Below are 18,271 nucleotides of genomic sequence, written 5' to 3'. Positions count from 1 at the left end.
ATCAGACTAGGTGTCCTCCGGCCGACGCGTAAGGGTCCGCGAGCGGCCGATTCATAACGAAACAGGCCCCCGCGCGTCGGCGTGGGGGCCCGTTCCGTATGGCACTGCTCTGCGGCGCCCGCCGCGGACTACTTCTTCTTGCCCGCGGACTCGTCGCTGGAGAGGACGGCGATGAAGGCCTCCTGGGGCACCTCCACCGAGCCGACCATCTTCATGCGCTTCTTGCCTTCCTTCTGCTTCTCCAGCAGCTTCCGCTTACGGGAGATGTCACCGCCGTAGCACTTGGCGAGGACGTCCTTGCGGATGGCGCGGATGGTCTCGCGGGCGATGACGCGCGAGCCGACGGCCGCCTGGATCGGCACCTCGAAGGCCTGCCGCGGGATGAGCTCGCGCAGCTTGGCGACGAGGCGCACGCCGTACGCGTACGCCGCGTCCTTGTGGGTGACGGCGGAGAAGGCGTCGACCTTGTCGCCGTGCAGCAGGATGTCGACCTTGACGAGGCTGCCGGACTGCTCGCCGGTGGGCTCGTAGTCGAGGGAGGCGTAACCGCGCGTCTTGGACTTCAGCTGGTCGAAGAAGTCGAAGACGATCTCCGCGAGGGGGAGGGTGTAGCGGATCTCGACACGGTCCTCGGAGAGGTAGTCCATGCCGAGCAGGGTGCCGCGGCGGGTCTGGCAGAGCTCCATGATCGCGCCGATGAACTCGGTGGGCGCGAGGACGGTGGCCCGGACGACCGGCTCGAACACGTCCGAGATCTTGCCCTCGGGGAACTCGCTCGGGTTGGTGACCTGGACTTCCTTGCCGTCCTCCAGGACGACCCGGTAGACCACGTTCGGCGCGGTGGCGATCAGGTCGAGGCCGAACTCGCGCTCCAGGCGCTCACGGACCACGTCCAGGTGCAGCAGGCCGAGGAAGCCGACGCGGAAGCCGAAGCCGAGCGCCGCCGAGGTCTCCGGCTCGTAGACGAGCGCGGCGTCGTTGAGCTGGAGCTTGTCCAGGGCCTCGCGCAGGTCGGGGTACTCGGAGCCGTCGAGCGGGTAGAGGCCCGAGAAGACCATCGGCTTCGGGTCCTTGTAGCCGCCGAGGGCCTCGGTCGCGCCGTTGTGCAGGCTGGTGATCGTGTCACCGACCTTGGACTGACGGACGTCCTTCACGCCGGTGATGATGTAACCCACCTCGCCGACGCCGATGCCGTCGGCCGGGGTCATCTCCGGGGAGGAGACACCGATCTCCAGCAGCTCGTGCGTGGCACCGGTGGACATCATCCGGATGCGCTCGCGCTTGTTGAGCTGGCCGTCGACCACACGGACGTACGTGACGACGCCGCGGTACGAGTCGTAGACCGAGTCGAAGATCATCGCGCGGGCGGGGGCGTCCTTGACGCCGACCGGGGCCGGGACGGTGGCGACGACCTTGTCAAGCAGGGCGTCCACGCCGAGGCCGGTCTTCGCGGAGACCCGCAGCACGTCCTCGGGCTGGCAGCCGACCAGGTTCGCGAGCTCCTCGGCGAACTTCTCCGGCTGGGCCGCCGGCAGGTCGATCTTGTTCAGGACGGGGACGATCGCGAGGTCGTTCTCCATCGCCAGGTACAGGTTGGCGAGGGTCTGGGCCTCGATGCCCTGTGCGGCGTCCACGAGGAGGACGGTGCCCTCGCAGGCGGCGAGGGAGCGCGAGACCTCGTACGTGAAGTCGACGTGCCCGGGGGTGTCGATCATGTTGAGGATGTGCGTCTTGCCCTGGCCCTCGCCCACGGTGGGCGCCCAGGGCAGTCGGACCGCCTGGGACTTGATCGTGATGCCGCGCTCACGCTCGATGTCCATGCGGTCGAGGTACTGGGCGCGCATCTGCCGCTGGTCGACGACGCCGGTGAGCTGGAGCATCCGGTCGGCGAGCGTCGACTTGCCGTGGTCGATGTGCGCGATGATGCAGAAATTGCGGATCAGCGCCGGGTCGGTACGGCTCGGCTCGGGCACGTGGCTGGGGATCGCGGGCACGCAGTGTCCTGATTCTCGGGTCGCAGTCGGAAGCGTTTCCGGCTCTCGTCGGATCTGTACGCAGGCTCCCATGGTCCCATGGACGGGGCGATGCGCTCGGTTTGGGCCGGTCGGAGCGCGCCTGGTAGCCTGGGCAGCTGTGTCTCGTATGCCCTCTCAGCTGTCGGGACACAATCCGAAGATCAAACTCTGAACCTGAAAAGGCTCTTTCGTGGCGAACATCAAGTCCCAGATCAAGCGGAACAAGACGAACGAGAAGGCGCGCCTGCGCAACAAGGCCGTCAAGTCTTCGCTCAAGACCGCGATCCGCAAGGCCCGCGAGGCCGTGGCCGCGGGTGACGTCGAGAAGGCCACCGTGGCTTCTCGCGCCGCCGCGCGTGCGCTCGACAAGGCTGTCTCGAAGGGTGTCATCCACAAGAACGCCGCCGCCAACAAGAAGTCGGCGCTGGCCACCAAGGTTGCCTCCCTCCAGGGCTGAGCTCTGATGTGATCGCCGGAACGGATCCAGCGGGCCCTCTCTCCCGCTCCTGACCGGCACCCCGCGCCGCACACGAAGCGTTCGCCACGCGGGTGCGGCGCAACAAGAAGTAACGAAGGCCCCGAGAGCCTCCCTTCCCCAGGGCGGCTCCCGGGGCCTTCGCCTTGCCCGGGACGGTCCGGCGGTCGCCGGCCGACGGTCGGACCGGCCGGCGACCGGCGAGACGCGGTCGGGTCACCGGCGCCGGGCCGGTTACCGGCACCGGGCCGGTTACCGGCGCTGGGGGCGGGCGGCCCGTGCCACGGCCACGACCGCCTTTTCCAGGGCGTACCCCGGATCGTCTCCGCCGCCCTTGACGCCGGCGTCGGCCGCGGCGACGGCGCGCAGGGCGTCGGCGACGCCGTCCGCCGACCAGCCGCGCATCTGCTGGCGGACCCGGTCGATCTTCCAGGGGGGCATGCCGAGGTCCCGGGCGAGATCGCCGGGGCGGGCGCCGCGCGGGGCGGAGGCCAGCTTGCCGATGGCCCGCACCGCCTGCGCCAGCGCGCTGGTGATCAGCACCGGCGCCACCCCCGTGGACAGGGACCAGCGCAGGGCTTCGAGGGCCTCCGCCGCCCGCCCCTCGACCGCCCGGTCGGCGACCGTGAAGCTGGAGGCCTCGGCCCGGCCCGTGTAGTACCGCCCGACCACGGATTCGTCGATCGTGCCCTCGACGTCAGCGCACAGCTGCGCGGCCGCACTCGCCAGCTCCCGCAGATCGCTGCCGATCGCGTCGACCAGCGTCTGGCAGGCCTCCGGAGTCGCCGACCGGCCCAGCGTGCGGAACTCGCCCCGCACGAACGCCAGCCGGTCCGCCGCCTTCGTCATCTTCGGGCAGGCGATCTCCCGGGCCCCGGCCTTGCGCGCCGCGTCCAGCAACCCCTTGCCCTTGACCCCGCCGGCGTGGAGGAGCACGAGGATGATCTCCTCGAACGGCGCCGCGAGGTACGCCTTGACCTCCTTGACCGTGTCGGCGGACAGGTCCTGCGCATTGCGTACGACCAGCACCTTGCGCTCGGAGAAGAGCGAGGGGCTGGTCAGCTCGGCGAGCGTGCCGGGCTGGAGCTGCTCCGGGGCGAGGTCGCGCACGTCCGTATCGGCGTCAACGGCCCGGGCGGCCGCCACCACCTCCCGTACGGCGCGGTCGAGCAGCAGGTCCTCCTGCCCCACCGCGAGGGTGAGCGGGGCGAGCGGATCGTCGGTGGAGTTCTTCCTGGTGGCCATCGCGTCCAGCATCCCACGCCGCACTGACAGCCCCCCGCACCGCTGCCTCCCCCACCGCATCCCGGAGAATGACCGGGTGAACGTGCGACATGTACTGGTCCTGCCCGACCGCGACGCCGCCGAGGAGGTGGCCCAGGAGGCCGCGGACCGCTTCGGCCTCCCCGAGGAGCCGCAGCTGTTCCGCGACGCCCTCGCCGGGGAGGACGACGCCGAGGACGCCCAGTGGCTGGTGGTCGTCGAGGACCCGCAGGAACGGCTCGACACCACGGCGCTGGACGCCCTCGCCGCCGAGTACGAGGGCTGGCTGGAAGCCCCGTAGCCCCCTGGCTAGGCCTTGTGCACGATCTGGACGTCCAGCACCACTTCCACGCTCGAACCGATCGCCGCTATGCCCTGGGCCAGCACGGACTGCCAGTTCACGCCGAAGTCCTCGCGGTGCAGTTCGGCGGTGGCCCGGCAGGCCGCGCGCGGTTCGCCCTCCAACCCCGTCCCGAGGCCCAGGTATTCGGTGTCCAGCGTCACCGAGCGGCTGGCCCCGTGCAGGGTCAGGGCCCCCGCGACGGCCCATCGGCTGCCGCTGCGGTGGATGAACCGCTCGCTGTAGAACTCGACCGTCGGATGCCGGGCCGCGTCCAGGAAGTCGGCGGACCGCAGGTGGTCGTCCCGCATCCGCAGGCCGGTGTCGATGCTCGCCGCGTCGATGATCACGTGCATGGAGGAGTCCTCCATGCGGTCGGCTATCCGCACCCCGCCGGCGAAGGTGTTGAACCGGCCGCGGATCTTGGCGAAGCCGATGTGCTGGGCGGTGAAGGCGATCGACGAATGCGCCGGGTCGAGCTCCCAGTGGCCGGGCGCCGGCAACAGCGGCGGCTCCACGGCGTCGAGGACGATCTCCCCCGTGCCGGGCTGGCCCGGGTCCCCGACCAGGGTCGCCCCGTGGAACGGCGCGTAGCCCTCGGCGGTGACGGAGAGCCGGTACTCGCCCTCCGGAACGGCCGCGGTGAACCCGCCGTACGGGTCGGTCTCGCCGCTGACGACGCGCCGGCCGATCGGGTCGGTCACCTCGAACTTCGCCTGCCTGACCGGTTGGTGGACGGTGTCGAGGACGCGACAGCTGAGCAGCCGCGCCGTATGGGGCAGCGTCAGCGTGGCGGACGTGTGCGAACCGGCGCTTCCGGCCGTCTCCATCCCTCTTCGGCGACCGAACATGGTTGAGGCACCCCCGTGCTCTGTGGACTTGTACCGCTCTGGCGAAGACGCATTCGATCATGCTGTCGGGTTGCGGGCAAACGGAAAGGCAGTGTCCGGTATGCCCGTGTCGGCGCCGCCGCCGAATCGAGGGGAACGCCCGCATCCCCGGACCGCTCCCGGCCACCGCGATCGAACCGTCGGTATCGGTGCGCAGCACGGTCGCACCCATGGCCCGCAGCCGCGCGAGCGTACCCGGCGCGGGGTGCCCGTACCGGTTGTCCTCGCCGACCGGGACGAGCGCGAGCCGGGGCCGGACACGGGCCTGGAGGCCGGGGTCCTGATGGGCGGAGCCGTGGTGCGCGACCTTGAGGACATCCACCGGTCCCAGTTCCGGATGGGCCCTCAAAAGGGCTTCCTGCGAAGGCGGTTCGAGATCCCCGAGCAACAGCAGGGTCAGGCCCGCGCCGCGGACCAGCAGGGCGACGCTGGCATCGTTGGGCCCCTCCGGCCGCGGCCCGTCGGGCGGGGGCCACAGCACCTGCCACTGCAGGGGCCCGGTCCGGCGCCGCTCGCCCGCCGAGGCCGCCGCGACGGGTACGCGCGCCGCCGCGGCGGTCCGCCGGACGAAGGCGGCCTGAGCGGACGGCTCTTCCAGCGTGGTGGTCTGAATCACACCCACGGCCCGGCCCCGCAGCACCCCGGACAGGCCGCCGACGTGGTCCGCGTGAAAGTGCGTCAGCAGGAGCAGGGGCACCCGGCTCACGCCCAGAGCGCGCAGGCACGCGTCCACCGGTCCCGGCTCCGGACCGGCGTCCACCACCACGGCCGTGCCCGGGCCGACGGAGAGCACGGCGGCGTCACCCTGGCCCACCGCGCACTGCACGTAACTCCAGTCGGGCGGCGGCCAGCGGGTGAGCGTACGGGTCAACTGCGGCGGCCGCAGCACGGCCAGGAGCAGCAGCACGGCCAGGGCGGAGCACACCCACGGCCGGCGGCGGATCCGCGCGCCGATCCCCACCACGGCCAGGGTGGCGACGGCCAGCAGCACTCCCCCGGCGAGCCCGCCCGGCCAGGCCAGCTCCGCACCCGGCAGCCGGGCCCCGGCCCGGGCCACGCCGGCGATCCACCCGGCCGGCACCCCCGCGCACCGGGCGAGCAGCTCGGCGACGGGCATGCACAGCGGCGCCGCCGCGAGCGCCGCGAAGCCAAGCACGGTCGCCGGGCCCGCCGCGAGCTCGGCCAGCAGATTGCACGGCACGGCGACCAGGCTCACCCGGGCGGAGAGCACGGCGACCACCGGCGCGCAGACCGCCTGGGCGGCCGCGGCCGCGCCCAGTGCCTCGGCGAGCCGGGGCCGCATCCCGCGCCGCCGCAGGGCCGCGCTCCAGCGCGGGCCGAGCGTGAGCAGGGACCCGGTGGCCAGGACCGAGAGCAGGAACCCGGGGCTGCGGGAGAGCCACGGATCGTGGAGCACCAGCAGCAGGGCCGCGGCCGCCAGGGCGGGGATCAGTGACCTGCGCCTCCCGGTGGCGATGGCCAGCAGGGTGACCGCCCCGCAGGCCGCAGCCCTCAGCACGCTCGGCTCCGGCCGGCACACCACGACGAACACCACGGTCAGCGCCGCCCCGCACAGGGCGGTCGCCCGCAGGGACAGCCCCAGGCGGGGCGCCAGACCGCCCCTCTCGGCGCGCTGCGCGGCGGCGGGCGCGCCGATGAGCAGGAACAGCACCACGGTCAGGTTGGACCCGGAAACGGCCAGCAGGTGCAGCAGGTCGGTGGCCCGGAACGCCTCGTCCAGATCGGGCGGCACCCGGGAGGTGTCCCCGACGACCAGCCCCGGCAGCAGGGCCCGCGCGTCCGGGGCGAGCCCCTCGGTGGCCTCGCGCAGCCCGGCCCGCAGCCGCCCGGCGATCCGCTGGACGGTGTCGGGCCCGCCGGTCACCCGCGGCGGGGTGTCCCCCGCGGGGCGCAGCAGTGCCACGGCCCGCTCCCCGGCCCGGCCCGGGGCCAGCCGGGCGACGACCGCGATCCGGGTGGAGGGCTGCAGCCGGGCCCACTGTGGATGCCCGGCCAGCACCCGCACGGGGGTATCGACCCGGGTCCGCGTTCCGTCGGGGGCGGTCACCCGGGTCAGCACCGCGTCCAGGACCACCACGGGCGGGCCGCTCCCGCCGCGCGCGGACCGTGGGTCGGAGCCGACGGTGAGCTCGGCGAGGACCCGGGCGTGCTCCCCCGCGAGCCCCACGACCGGCCCGGCCCGCGCCTCTGCCCGCTGGAGGCCGGCCACCCCGGCCCCGGCGGCCGCGCAGAGCAGGACGGCGGCCGCGGCCGGGCCGATCCGCCACAGCGACTCCGGACGCCGGCAGGCGGCCAGGAGCAGCAGCCCCGCGCCGAGGATCCCCAGCCCTGCCCCGGCGGCGGTCCAGTGGGGCGGTGCGTCGAGGGCGAGGGCGGCGGCCGCCCAGGCGGCCACCGCCGGCACCACCAGGCGCAGATCCACCGGAGCCGGGCCCTCGGGTCCCTTCACGGCCGCACCAGCTTGCGCAGGTCGGCGAAGCGCCGCTCCCCGATGCCGTCGACCTGCCGGAGCTCCTCCACCGAGCGGAAGCCGCCCCGGGCGGTCCGGAACTCCACGATGTGCTGCGCCAGCACCGGGCCGACTCCGGGCAGGCCGTCCAGCTGCTCCACGGTCGCCGTGCCGAGACTCAGCGGCCCGGCCGCACCACCGGCACCCCCGCCCGGGCCCGCGCCGGCCCCGGGCCCGCCCTGAGCGGGCTGCGCCGGGGCGCCCACCACCACCTGCTCGCCGTCGACCAGCACCCGGGCCCGGTTGAGCCCGCTGACATCCGTACCGGGCCGCACTCCCCCCGCTGCGGCCAGCGCGTCCTCGACCCGCGCCCCGGCGGGCAGCCGCCGCACCCCCGGGTCACGCACCTTGCCGCTGACGTCCACCACGATCCGCGCACCGCCGCCTCCCGCGGCGGCGGCCGGCCCGGGGCTCGCCGCCGGAGCGGGTGCCGTGGCCGGGGCGACCACCGTGGGCGCGGTCACCGGCTGCGGCCGGGCCGTCCAGTACTGCTGCGCCCCGAAGGCCACGGCGGCGGCCAGCACCACCCCCACGGCGGCCACCGTGCGCGGCTCCACCGCGCACCGGGCCTGCAGCCACAGCGGCAGCCGCTCCGACAGCGCGAGCCGCAGCGCAGCTCCCCCGGACAGCGGGGCCTGCCGGGGCGGCGGCACCCCCAACGGCGTCTCGCCGGGCGGCGGGTCGGCCACGGACCGGATGGCGGGCCCCGGACTCGGACCCGCCTCCGGCGGCGGGGACTGCGGCGGTGGCTGCGGGCCCCCGCCCAGCAGGGCTTCGGCCCGGAGCCGCACCGCAGCGGGCTCGGGGTGACGGGCGCGCGGACGCGCCCGGCGGTGGCGCAGCCGCCCGTCGGAAAGCCGGGACCGGCCGGGACCGCTGGTGGCTCCGGAGGAGGGGGGCGATGAGGGCGAGGTACGTGTGCGAAGAGTCATGGCACGACGGTAGGGGCGAATCCCGACCCCGGTTCGGAGTTATCAATTCCGGTGGAAATCCCGGCCGCTGTGGATAACTCCGCCACTCGTTCCGGTGATCAGCGGGGGGAGACGACCGCCGCCAGCAGCCCCGGTCCGGTGTGCGCGCCGATCACCGCCCCGACCTCGCTGACGTGCAGTTCGACCAGCCCGGGGATGCGCTCGCGCAGCCTCTGCGCCAGCTTCTCGGCCCGCTCGGGCGCCGCGAGGTGGTGCACGGCCACGTCGACGCTGCCCGCCCCGGCCCGCTCCACGGCCAGCTCCTCCAGGCGGGCGATGGCCTTGGACGCCGTACGCACCTTCTCCAGCATTTCGATCCGCCCGCCTTCCAGGGTGAGCAGCGGCTTGACGGCGAGGGCCGAGCCGAGGAGGGCCTGGGCGGCCCCGATGCGCCCGCCGCGGCGCAGGTAGTCGAGGGTGTCGACGTAGAAGTACGCGGACATGTCGGCGGCCCGCTTCTCGGCGGCGGCCACGGCCTCGTCGACGGAACCGCCGGTTTCGGCGACCTCGGCGGCGGCGAGGGCGCAGAAGCCCAGGGCCATCGCGACCATGCCGGTGTCGACGACGCGGACGGGTACCGGGGCGGTCTTGGCGGCGACGACGGCTGCGTCGTAGGTGCCGGAGAACTCGGCGGACAGGTGCAGGCTCACGATGCCGGTCGCACCGGCCTCCGCGGCCGCCCGGTAGGCCCGTACGAACTCCTCCGGGCTGGGCCGGGAGGTCGTGACCGGGCGGCGCTTCTGCAGGGCCAGGGCGAGGCTGCGGGCCGAGATCTCGGTGCCCTCTTCGAGGGCCTCGTCGCCGAGGACCACGGTCAGCGGGACGGAGGTGATTCCGTGCCGCGACATGGCCGGTTGGGGCAGGTAGGCCGTGGAATCGGTGACGATCGCGACATGGCGGGACATGAGCCGGAGGTTACCGCCAGTGGGGGTGTGACGGCAGCCCGGCCCTGGCCAGGGGACCGGGAAGGGTGCCGTGTCGCCGCCGCTCAGCGCCCGCGGTTCAGGTCGTCGTCTCCGGCCGCGGCGCCTTCTGCCACGGGTACCCGGTCTTCGGGGGTGTCGGATTCAGGGCCGCCGGGGACTCGGGGGACCGACGCGTGGACCCGGCAGCGGGCCCGGTGGACCCCGCGCGCCCCGCCGACGGCTGCTGGGCGTCCCAGGCCGCGGCCGCCGCCGCCAGGTCGTCCACCGATTCGCGGGACCAGTCCCGCAGCGCCCCCGATTCGACCTCGATCTGCGCCGACAGCGACGACAGGTCGTCCTCGGCGAAGCGCCGTGCCCGATCGCGGGCGGCCCACCGCAGCGAGTCCGCCGCCTCCGTGATCTGGGCGGTCCGTTCCTTGAGCTCGGGCAGCATCGCGCCGGTCCGCGCCCGGTCCGGCTCCTGCTCCAGCCGCTTCAGCTCGTCGTCCAGCTCGTAGCCGTGCGCGCTGAGCCGCTCGAACAGCCCGATCGACTCCTGCAGGGAGGCATCCGCCTGGACGCCCTGGTAAAGCGCCTGCTGCGTGGCCCTCATCGACGTCCGCAGGTCCAGCCGCAGCTGCGCCAGCGCCCCCGCCACGCCGACCTGACCGAAGCTCTTGGCCTTCAGCGCCGTGTCCTCCACGGTCCGGCGGGCCTGGGTGATCGTACGGTCCACCCCGCGCTTCGCCGCCCCGACCGCCTTCACGGCGGCCCAGGCACCCAGCCCCAGGAAGGCGAACAGCACCAACAGGGCAAAGATGATGATCAACACGCCCGCCTCCATGAGAGGCTCCCTTCCCCTGCCGTCTCCGTCCTCTCCACGGTAAACGCCACGGGCAGGCCGGGGGTTCCAATCGAACCCCCAACCTGCCCGTACGGGACAACCCCTAGACCATGGTCACCGGGGTCATACGTCACACGAAGACCGTCACATGACGATGCCCACCAGCTTCGACCACCGTCACATGACGATGCCCACCAGCTTCGACGACCGTCACACGACGATGTTCACCAGCTTCGGAGCGCGCACGATCACCTTGCGGATCTCGGCCCCGCCCAGCGCCGCCACGACCGCCCCGTCGGCCAGCGCCAGCTGCTCCAGGTCGCCCTCGGAGATCGTCGGCGGAACCTCCAGACGCGCCTTGACCTTGCCCTTGATCTGGACGACGCAGGTCACGCTCTCGTCCACGACGTACGCCGGGTCCGCGACCGGGAAGTCCTGGTGGACCACCGAGTCGGCGTGGCCCAGGCGGCGCCACAGCTCCTCCGCGATGTGCGGGGCCAGCGGGGCGACCAGCAGCACCAGCCGCTCCGCGACCGAGCGCTCCAGCGGCCGCCCGGCCTTGGTCAGGAAGTTGTTCAGCTCGGTGATCTTGGCGATGGCGGTGTTGAAGCGCAGCCCCGCCATGTCCGCGCCGGCCCCGTCGATCGCCTTGTGCAGCGCGCGCAGGGTGTCCTCGCCCGGCTCGGAGTCGACGACCGTCACGGCGCCGGTCTCCTCGTCCACGATGTTGCGCCACAGGCGCTGCAGCAGCCGGTACTGGCCCACCACGGCCCGGGTGTCCCACGGACGGGAGACGTCCAGCGGGCCCATCGCCATCTCGTACAGGCGCAGGGTGTCCGCGCCGTACTCCTCGCAGATCTCGTCCGGGGTGACGGCGTTCTTCAGGGACTTGCCCATCTTGCCGTGCTCGCGCTTGACCGGCTCGCCCTGGAAGAACCAGCCGCCGTCGCGCTCCTCGACCTCGGCCGCCGGGACGTACACGCCGCGCGCGTCGGTGTAGGCGTACGCCTGGATCATGCCCTGGTTGAACAGCTTGTGGAACGGCTCGGCCGACGACACGTGGCCCAGGTCGAACAGCACCTTGGACCAGAAGCGCGCGTACAGCAGGTGCAGCACCGCGTGCTCGGCGCCGCCCACGTACAGGTCGACGCCGCCGTGCGGAGCGCCCTCGCGCGGACCCATCCAGTACTGCTCGATCTCCGGGTCGACCAGCGCCGAGGCGTTGTTCGGGTCCAGGTAGCGCAGCTCGTACCAGCAGGAACCGGCCCAGTTGGGCATGGTGTTGGTCTCGCGGCGGTACGAGCGCAGCCCGCGCCCGTCGCCCAGGTCCAGCTCGACGTTGACCCACTCTTCGTTCCGCGACAGCGGGGTCTCCGGCTTCGAGGCGGCGTCGTCCGGCTCGAAGGTGCGCGGCGAGTAGTCCTCGACCTCGGGCAGTTCCAGCGGCAGCATCGAGGCGGGCAGCGGGTGCGCGACGCCGTCCTCGTCGTAGACGATCGGGAAGGGCTCGCCCCAGTAGCGCTGGCGGCTGAACAGCCAGTCGCGCAGCCGGAAGTTGACGGTTCCCTCGCCGATGCCCCGCTCTGCCAGCCAGGCCGTGATGGCGGCCTTCGCCTCGACGACGCCCAGGCCGTCCAGGGAGACGCCCTCGCCGGTCGAGTTCACGATGGTGCCGTCGTACGAGGAGAACGCGTCCTCCCACTCCGCCGGGTCGGCGTCGCGGTCGTCCGAGGGCTCCACGACGCAGCGCATCGGCAGCTCGAAGGCGCGCGCGAACTCGAAGTCGCGGCCGTCGTGCGCCGGGACGGCCATGATCGCGCCGGTGCCGTAGCCCATCAGCACGTAGTCCGCGATGAAGACGGGGACCTGGTCGCCGCTGACCGGGTTGACCGCGTACGCGCCGGTGAAGACACCGGTCTTGTCCTTGGCCTCGGCCTGCCGCTCCACGTCCGACTTGGCGGCGGCCTGCTTGCGGTACGCGTCCACGGCCTCGCCGGGGGTCGCCGCGCCGCCGGTCCACAGCTGGTGCGTGCCCTCGGGCCACTCGGCCGGGACGATCTTCTCGACCAGCGCGTGCTCGGGCGCCAGCACCATGTAGGTGGCGCCGAACAGGGTGTCGGGGCGCGTGGTGAACACCGTGATGGCGTCGTCGCCGACCGCGAAGTCGACGCGGGCGCCCTCGCTGCGGCCGATCCAGTTGCGCTGCTGCAGCTTGATGGCCTCGGGCCAGTCCAGCGCGTCCAGGTCGTCGATCAGGCGGTCCGCGTAGGCGGTGATCCGCATGTTCCACTGGCTCAGCTTGGACTTGAAGACCGGGAAGTTGCCGCGCTCGGAGCGGCCGTCCGCGGTGACCTCCTCGTTGGCCAGTACGGTGCCCAGCCCGGGGCACCAGTTGACGGGCGCGTCCGAGGCGTACGCCAGCCGGTGCTCGTTCAGCACGTCGGCCCGCTCGCCCGCGGTCAGCGCGGCCCAGGAGCGGCCCCCGGGGACCTCACGGGAGCCGTCCTCGAAGGCGGCGACCAGCTCGGCGATCGGGCGCGCCTTGGCCGCGTCCGCGTCGTACCAGGAGTTGTAGATCTGCAGGAAGATCCACTGGGTCCACTTGTAGTAGTCCGGGTCGATCGTCGCGAACGAGCGGCGCTTGTCGTGGCCCAGGCCCAGCCGGCGCAGCTGGACCTTCATGTTCTCGATGTTCGCCTCGGTGGACACGCGCGGGTGCGTGCCGGTCTGCACGGCGTACTGCTCGGCCGGCAGGCCGAAGGCGTCGAAGCCCAGGGTGTGCAGGACGTTGTGGCCGCTCATCCGCTGGTGGCGGGCGTAGACGTCGGTGGCGATGTACCCCAGCGGGTGGCCGACGTGCAGGCCGGCGCCGGACGGGTACGGGAACATGTCCATGATGAACTTCTTGGGGCGCGCGACGACCGACGCGTCACCGGCCAGGTCACCGGACGGGTTCGGGGCCTCGTACGTGCCCTGCGCGTCCCATACGTCCTGCCAGCGTGCCTCGATGTCGGCGGCCATGGCAGCCGTGTAACGGTGCGCCTCGGCCGCCTCGGGGGCCGGGGTGTTCGTCTCGCTCATGATTTCTGAAGCTCCATCGATCGTCTCTGCCGTCTCTGCCTGCCCAAACGAAAAAACCCCTCGCACAGGAGGGGGCGCCGCGCCGATGCCGACCGTCTCGGGTCGGTACTGATCAGCGCGGCTCGGTAAGCAGAAGGCGTACGGCACGCATGGCGCCAGGGTACCGCAGCGGGTCCGGCGGCCGCTCGACCGTTCCGCACAACGAGAAGCGGGCCACCCGATCCGGGTGGCCCGCTTCTCTTCTGTGGAGCTAAGGAGAATTGAACTCCTGACCTCCTGCATGCCATGCAGGCGCTCTACCAACTGAGCTATAGCCCCTTGCTTCTCTCTGCCGCCGGGCCCCTGCTCGGTTTCCCTTGCCGGTTCCCCCTGGCGACATCGAGAACATTACACGGTCATGGCCCAGGTCCAAAAATCGGTTTCCAGGCACTCGGGTTTGCCCGTTTCGTACCTGTTGTCCGTCGCGGCGCCGCCGGGCTCACGCCCTCGCGAACTGGTAGAACCGCTTGAGCGTGCAGTGCTCGTCGAGCAGCCGCCCATAGATCGGCTCCCCCTCCAGCTCGCGGTACGTCTCGATCGGGTCGCCCTTTATGATCAGCGCCCGAGCGCATTCCTCGCACCAGTACTGGTAGTCGGGGTTGACCGGGTCCATGTCCCGCACGATCGGCGTGCCGTTGTTGCACCAGTCGCACCGCCGCCGGTGTGCACCCATCCGTCAGCGACTCCCTCCCGCGTCGGGCCGTCGACTCCCCCTCCGGCGGTCCCGATTCTGCCACGCGGGTACGGGGCAGGTCAGCAGGCACCGGAGGAACAAACGGAAGGATCCCGCCCCCTGTTGGGGACGGGATCCAAATTGTGGAGCTAAGGAGAATTGAACTCCTGACCTCCTGCATGCCATGCAGGCGCTCTACCAACTGAGCTATAGCCCCGCTCTCCGCCGCGTTCCCCCCGTTTCCGGCGTTCTTCGCTGCGAACAAGAAGAACTCTAGCCTGTGACCAGCCGGAAAGTGAAATCCGCAGGGGAGCCCGGACGGAGCCGGGCGGGAGCCGCCCTGAGGCGGCCTCAGTCGTCGTCGCCGAGCACCGGTTCCGGCAGCGTGCCGGCGTTGTGCTCCATCAGACGCCAGCCGCGCGCGCCCTCGCCGAGGACGGACCAGCAGCAGTTGGAGAGCCCGCCCAGGCCCTCCCAGTCGTACGCGTCCAGGCCCAGCAGCCGGCCGATCGTCGTACGGATGGTGCCGCCGTGGCTGACCACGACGAGCGTGCCGCCCTCCGGCAGCCGGTCGGCGTGCTCCAGGACGACCGGCGCCGCGCGGTCGGCGACCTCGGTCTCCAGCTCGCCGCCGCCGCGGCGCACGGGCTCGCCGCGCTTCCACGCCGCGTACTGCTCGCCGTACTTCGCGATGATCTCTTCGTGCGTGAGGCCCTGCCACTCACCGGCGTACGTCTCGCGCAGCCCGGCGTCGTGCGTCACGGGCAGGCCCGTGACGGCCGCCAGCTCGGCCGCCGTGGCCGAGGCCCGCCGCAGGTCCGAGGCGACGATGGCGGCCGGCTTCAGGGAGGCGAGCAGCCGGGCGGCGCGGCGCGCCTGCGCCACACCCGTCTCGGTCAGCTCGATGTCCGTGGAGCCCTGGAAACGGCGCTCCAGGTTCCACGAGGTCTGGCCGTGGCGCCAGAGAACGATCTTCCGGCCCGTCTTGCGGGTGGGGGTCGCGCTCAGAACAGATCACCGTCCAGGTCCTCGTCGCCCGCCGCCTCGCGCAGCTTGGCGTGCTCCTCCGCCTTGCCCTTGGTGAGCTTGGCGTCCTCGGGCAGCTCGATCTCGGGGCAGTCCTTCCACAGGCGCTCCAGCGCGTAGAAGACCCGTTCCTCGCTGTGCTGCACGTGGACGACGATGTCGATGTAGTCGAGCAGGATCCAGCGGGCGTCGCGGTCGCCCTCGCGGCGCACCGGCTTGGCGCCGAGCTCCTTGAGCAGACGCTCCTCGATCTCGTCGACGATCGACTTGACCTGGCGGTCGTTGGGCGCCGAGGCGAGCAGGAAGGCGTCGGTGATCGACAGCACGTCGCTGACGTCGTACGCGATGATGTCGTGCGCGAGCCGGTCGGCCGCGGCCTGGGCGGCGGCGGTGATGAGCTCGATGGAGCGGTCCGTGGCGGTCACTGGCCATGCTTTCGGGTTGGCGGGCAGATCCATACAAGGGTCTCATGCACCGCCGACCCCGCCCGCGCGCAGCGGCGCGCGGGCCGGGACCACCCGCCCGTGCCCTGGTCAGGACGGTTTGTAGTCCTTGCCGAGGGTCACCACGATGTCGGCGTTCACCGCGTTCTCGCCCTTCTTCACGACGGTCTCCGCCAAGCCCAGCGTCTTGGCCACCTCGATGGCCTTGGGGCGCTGCGCGTCGTCCTGGTACGTGATCTGCGTGGCGGGCTGGGTCTTGTCGGCCTTGCCGCCGTCCACGAAGGTGTAGCCGCCGTTCAGCAGCGCCGCCTTCGCCGCGACCTGCGTCTTCTCGTCGCCGGTGGCGTCCTTGAGCCCGACGCGGGGCGCGGTGCCGGCCTGGGCCGCCGTGAAGCTGCCGCCGAGCACCTCCTTGACGACGGTCTTGTTGGCGTCGTCGGTGAGCGTGCCGTCCGGCTTCACCGCGAGGACGTCCGTGCGGTACGCGCCCTCCTTGGCGTGCTCGCCGAGCTTGGCCAGCAGCGCGCCGAGGGCCTGGGCGTTCAGGGAGGGGTCGAGGATCTGGCCCATGCTCTCGACCGTGACGGTCGCCGACTTCGCGTCGCCGGGCACCTTGCGCAGCACCGCGTAGAGCACCTTGCCGAGCCGGTCCAGCTGCTTGGCCTCGGGCTCGCCCTGGCCGCGGTACGTGGCGTACGCGACGGCCATCGCGCCGCTGAGGTGCTGCTTCGGGCCCTGCCCCACGGCCGGGATCTTGGCGGCGTCGTCGGCCGGGACCGCGACGTCGGTGTCGGCCTCGATGCCGCCGACCAGCTCGACCAGGTTCTCCAGGAAGGGGGTGTCCAGGCGCCAGGTACCGCCGATGTGGGTGCCGAGCACCGAGTCGAGGGAGTCCTTCACGCCCACGCCGCCCTCCTCGACCGCCTTGCCGAGGGCCGTGCCGGTGCCGTCGTCCTTCGCGACGCCCAGCGTGTTCGGCAGCAGGACGGTGGCGCCCTTCTTGGTGGTGACGTTGTCGACGAGCAGCGCCGTGGAGGTGCCGCCCTTCTTGGTGTTGTGCAAGTGGACGACGATCATGTCGCGCTTCTGCGGTCCGGAGGCGGCGGCGTCCTTCTTCTGCCCGGGGCCGTCCAGGAACGGCAGCTTGCCCGCGTACCAGAGGTAGCCGACCCCGCCGACGACGAAGAGGGCGAGGACGACGATGAGGGCGACCACCCGGTTGCGGCCGCGGCGGCGGGCCTCCTCGCGGCGCTCGGTCCGGCTCTCGGTGAACTTGAGCCAGTCGATGACGTCCTCGGAGTCCTCGTCCGGCTGGTCGATGAACGCGAACTGCTCGGTCTGGTAGCCGGCGGCGGGCTGCCCGCCCTCGGGCCGGCGCGGTTCGGGGACCCGGTCGGCGCGTCCCGGCTCGGGCCCGGCCGCGGGGGCCGGGGCGGCCGCGGGGGCCGGCGGCTCGGGGGCTGCCTGCTGCGGGATCCACTGCTGGGTCTGCCGCGTGTCGTACCCGTAGCCGGGGGCCTGCGGGTACTCCTGCTGCCCGGGGTACTCCTGCTGCCCGTAATCGGGGGCGGCCGGCTGCGGGGGCTGCTGCTGGGGCTGCTGCTGCGGGTAGTAGGCCTGCTGGCCGTAGCCCTGCGGGTCGTAGCCGTACTGCTGCTGCTCGTACCCCTGGTCGTACTGCTGCCCGGGGGCGGGCTGCGCGGGCACCTGGCCGTACACCGGCCGCCCGTACGGGTCGTAGCCGATGAGCTGCTGCTCCTGGGCGTACGGGTCGTACGGATCCTGTCGGTCGTTCACCGCGGGGCCCCTCTCTCCGGAAGCTCAGGCTCCCCGGTACAGCTCACGCTTGTCGATGTAGCGCACCACACCGTCGGGCACCAAGTACCAGACAGGGTCCCCCTGGGCGACCCGGGTGCGGCAGTCCGTGGAGGAAATGGCCAGCGCGGGCACCTGCACCAGGGAGACGCCGTCCTCGGGGAGCCCGTCGTCGGTGAGCACGTGGCCCGGCCGGGTGACCCCGATGAAGTGGGCGAGCGAGAAGAGCTCGTCGGCGTTGCGCCAGGTCAGGATCTGGGCGAGGGCGTCGGCACCGGTGATGAAGAACAGATCGGCGTCCTCGTTGAGGGCGCTCAGATCACGCAGGGTGTCGATGGTGTACGTCGGCCCGCCGCGGTCGATGTCGATGCGGCTCACCGAGAACTGCGGGTTCGAGGCCGTCGCGATGACCGTCATCAGATAGCGGTCCTCGGCGGGGGACACGGCGCGCTGCGACTTCTGCCACGGCTGGCCGGTCGGTACGAACACCACCTCGTCGAGGTGGAACAGGGCGGCCACTTCGCTGGCGGCCACCAGGTGTCCGTGGTGGATCGGGTCGAATGTCCCGCCCATCACGCCGAGCCGGCGCTTGACCGGGCCGGTAGGCATCTCCTGCTCTCCCATGAGCGCAGAGCCTACTGGCCCGGCGGAGCGGTGCGGACCCGCATTCGAGCGTGTGCGCGACGACGGCTCAGCGGTCGCGGTTCAGGCGCGTGGTCACCCAGAGCATCAGGAGCAGGATGAACAGCGCGCCGCCGCCGGTCAGGTACGGGTTCAGGCTGTCGTGGTTGCCGCCGTGCTGCTCGGCGCCCTCCGACGCGAGAACGACCAGGTTGTGGGCGGTGGAGGAGAGGCTCATCAGGCAGATACCTATCGAGTCGGGGAGCGGGCGGAGACTTCGCTCACATCGTATGCGGGGGCCTGGGGCACGCTCACGCCGACTCAGGCGTTGGAGAGGATA

15 protein-coding genes, 2 tRNA genes and 1 pseudogene are annotated in these 18,271 nt (G+C 72.2%); 2 read left to right on the top strand and 16 right to left on the bottom strand.

What is annotated here, in order from left to right; translation table 11 throughout:
* Nucleotides 1-128 precede the first annotated feature (128 nt).
* Nucleotides 129-1,994 carry a translation elongation factor 4 gene (gene lepA, locus ACFYXV_RS14300; protein ID WP_030159296.1) on the bottom strand — a complete coding sequence of 622 codons (1,866 nt, stop codon included), beginning with the start codon at nt 1,992-1,994 and terminating at the stop codon, nt 129-131.
* Nucleotides 1,995-2,205: 211 nt separating this feature from the next.
* On the opposite strand from lepA, the gene rpsT reads away from it, so the two are divergent.
* The gene (gene rpsT / locus ACFYXV_RS14295) at nt 2,206-2,472 is read left to right on the top strand and encodes a 30S ribosomal protein S20 (protein WP_382984841.1); all 267 of its coding nucleotides are present in this window, start codon (nt 2,206-2,208) and stop codon (nt 2,470-2,472) included.
* Nucleotides 2,473-2,742: 270 nt separating this feature from the next.
* Here the strand turns inward: rpsT and holA are convergent, their stop codons facing one another.
* Nucleotides 2,743-3,735 (bottom strand): DNA polymerase III subunit delta, encoded by a 993-nt coding sequence (gene holA / locus ACFYXV_RS14290; RefSeq protein ID WP_385472394.1) that lies wholly within the window; start codon nt 3,733-3,735, stop codon nt 2,743-2,745.
* Nucleotides 3,736-3,811: 76 nt separating this feature from the next.
* Between holA and ACFYXV_RS14285 the strand changes: the two genes are divergently transcribed.
* Nucleotides 3,812-4,054, top strand: coding sequence for a hypothetical protein (locus tag ACFYXV_RS14285; protein ID WP_383344519.1), 243 nt, complete (start codon nt 3,812-3,814; stop codon nt 4,052-4,054).
* An 8-nt stretch (nt 4,055-4,062) separates the two neighbouring features.
* Here the strand turns inward: ACFYXV_RS14285 and ACFYXV_RS14280 are convergent, their stop codons facing one another.
* The 14 genes and pseudogenes from ACFYXV_RS14280 to ACFYXV_RS14215 form a co-directional block, all read right to left on the bottom strand.
* Nucleotides 4,063-4,923, bottom strand: coding sequence for a YceI family protein (locus tag ACFYXV_RS14280; protein ID WP_383344522.1), 861 nt, complete (start codon nt 4,921-4,923; stop codon nt 4,063-4,065).
* Nucleotides 4,924-5,080: 157 nt separating this feature from the next.
* A pseudogene (locus tag ACFYXV_RS14275) lies at nt 5,081-7,453 on the bottom strand (ComEC/Rec2 family competence protein); the annotation flags it as partial.
* A complete protein-coding gene (locus ACFYXV_RS14270) occupies nt 7,450-8,445 on the bottom strand; it encodes a helix-hairpin-helix domain-containing protein (RefSeq protein ID WP_385472397.1) in 996 nt (331 codons plus the stop codon). The pseudogene ACFYXV_RS14275 and the gene ACFYXV_RS14270, both read right to left, overlap by 4 nt.
* A 98-nt stretch (nt 8,446-8,543) precedes the next feature.
* Nucleotides 8,544-9,389, bottom strand: a complete 846-nt coding sequence (locus ACFYXV_RS14265) for a DegV family protein (RefSeq protein ID WP_385472400.1) — start codon at nt 9,387-9,389, stop codon at nt 8,544-8,546.
* 97 nt (nt 9,390-9,486) lie between these two features.
* Nucleotides 9,487-10,233: a hypothetical protein gene (locus ACFYXV_RS14260; RefSeq protein ID WP_389383006.1), complete on the bottom strand. Its 747-nt coding sequence runs from the start codon at nt 10,231-10,233 to the stop codon at nt 9,487-9,489.
* A gap of 210 nt (nt 10,234-10,443) precedes the next feature.
* The gene (gene leuS, locus ACFYXV_RS14255) at nt 10,444-13,314 is read right to left on the bottom strand and encodes a leucine--tRNA ligase (protein WP_389383005.1); all 2,871 of its coding nucleotides are present in this window, start codon (nt 13,312-13,314) and stop codon (nt 10,444-10,446) included.
* Between the two features lie 245 nt (nt 13,315-13,559).
* A tRNA-Ala gene (locus ACFYXV_RS14250) sits at nt 13,560-13,632 on the bottom strand.
* A 160-nt stretch (nt 13,633-13,792) separates the two neighbouring features.
* Nucleotides 13,793-14,026 carry a hypothetical protein gene (locus ACFYXV_RS14245; RefSeq protein WP_008738908.1) on the bottom strand — a complete coding sequence of 78 codons (234 nt, stop codon included), beginning with the start codon at nt 14,024-14,026 and terminating at the stop codon, nt 13,793-13,795.
* 144 nt (nt 14,027-14,170) lie between these two features.
* Nucleotides 14,171-14,243: transfer RNA gene (locus tag ACFYXV_RS14240), tRNA-Ala, on the bottom strand.
* Between the two features lie 134 nt (nt 14,244-14,377).
* Nucleotides 14,378-15,034: a histidine phosphatase family protein gene (locus ACFYXV_RS14235; protein WP_385472449.1), complete on the bottom strand. Its 657-nt coding sequence runs from the start codon at nt 15,032-15,034 to the stop codon at nt 14,378-14,380.
* Nucleotides 15,031-15,477, bottom strand: a complete 447-nt coding sequence (gene rsfS, locus ACFYXV_RS14230; protein WP_030159316.1) for a ribosome silencing factor — start codon at nt 15,475-15,477, stop codon at nt 15,031-15,033. Before rsfS ends, ACFYXV_RS14235 begins: the two co-directional genes overlap by 4 nt.
* Before the next feature lie 108 nt (nt 15,478-15,585).
* Complete coding sequence (locus ACFYXV_RS14225) at nt 15,586-17,292, bottom strand: LytR C-terminal domain-containing protein (protein WP_389383004.1); 1,707 nt, start codon at nt 17,290-17,292, stop codon at nt 15,586-15,588.
* A 24-nt stretch (nt 17,293-17,316) separates the two neighbouring features.
* Nucleotides 17,317-17,934 (bottom strand): nicotinate-nucleotide adenylyltransferase, encoded by a 618-nt coding sequence (nadD, locus tag ACFYXV_RS14220; protein ID WP_030862415.1) that lies wholly within the window; start codon nt 17,932-17,934, stop codon nt 17,317-17,319.
* Between the two features lie 67 nt (nt 17,935-18,001).
* Nucleotides 18,002-18,169 (bottom strand): hypothetical protein, encoded by a 168-nt coding sequence (locus tag ACFYXV_RS14215; RefSeq protein ID WP_037836848.1) that lies wholly within the window; start codon nt 18,167-18,169, stop codon nt 18,002-18,004.
* Between the last annotated feature and the right edge of the window lie 102 nt (nt 18,170-18,271).

Source organism: Streptomyces sp. NPDC002181 (assembly GCF_042890485.1).
In the GTDB taxonomy this organism is placed as follows: Bacteria; Actinomycetota; Actinomycetes; order Streptomycetales; family Streptomycetaceae; genus Streptomyces.
Note: the sequence above shows the minus strand (reverse complement) of the source record. Positions and strands in the feature narration are given on the sequence as shown.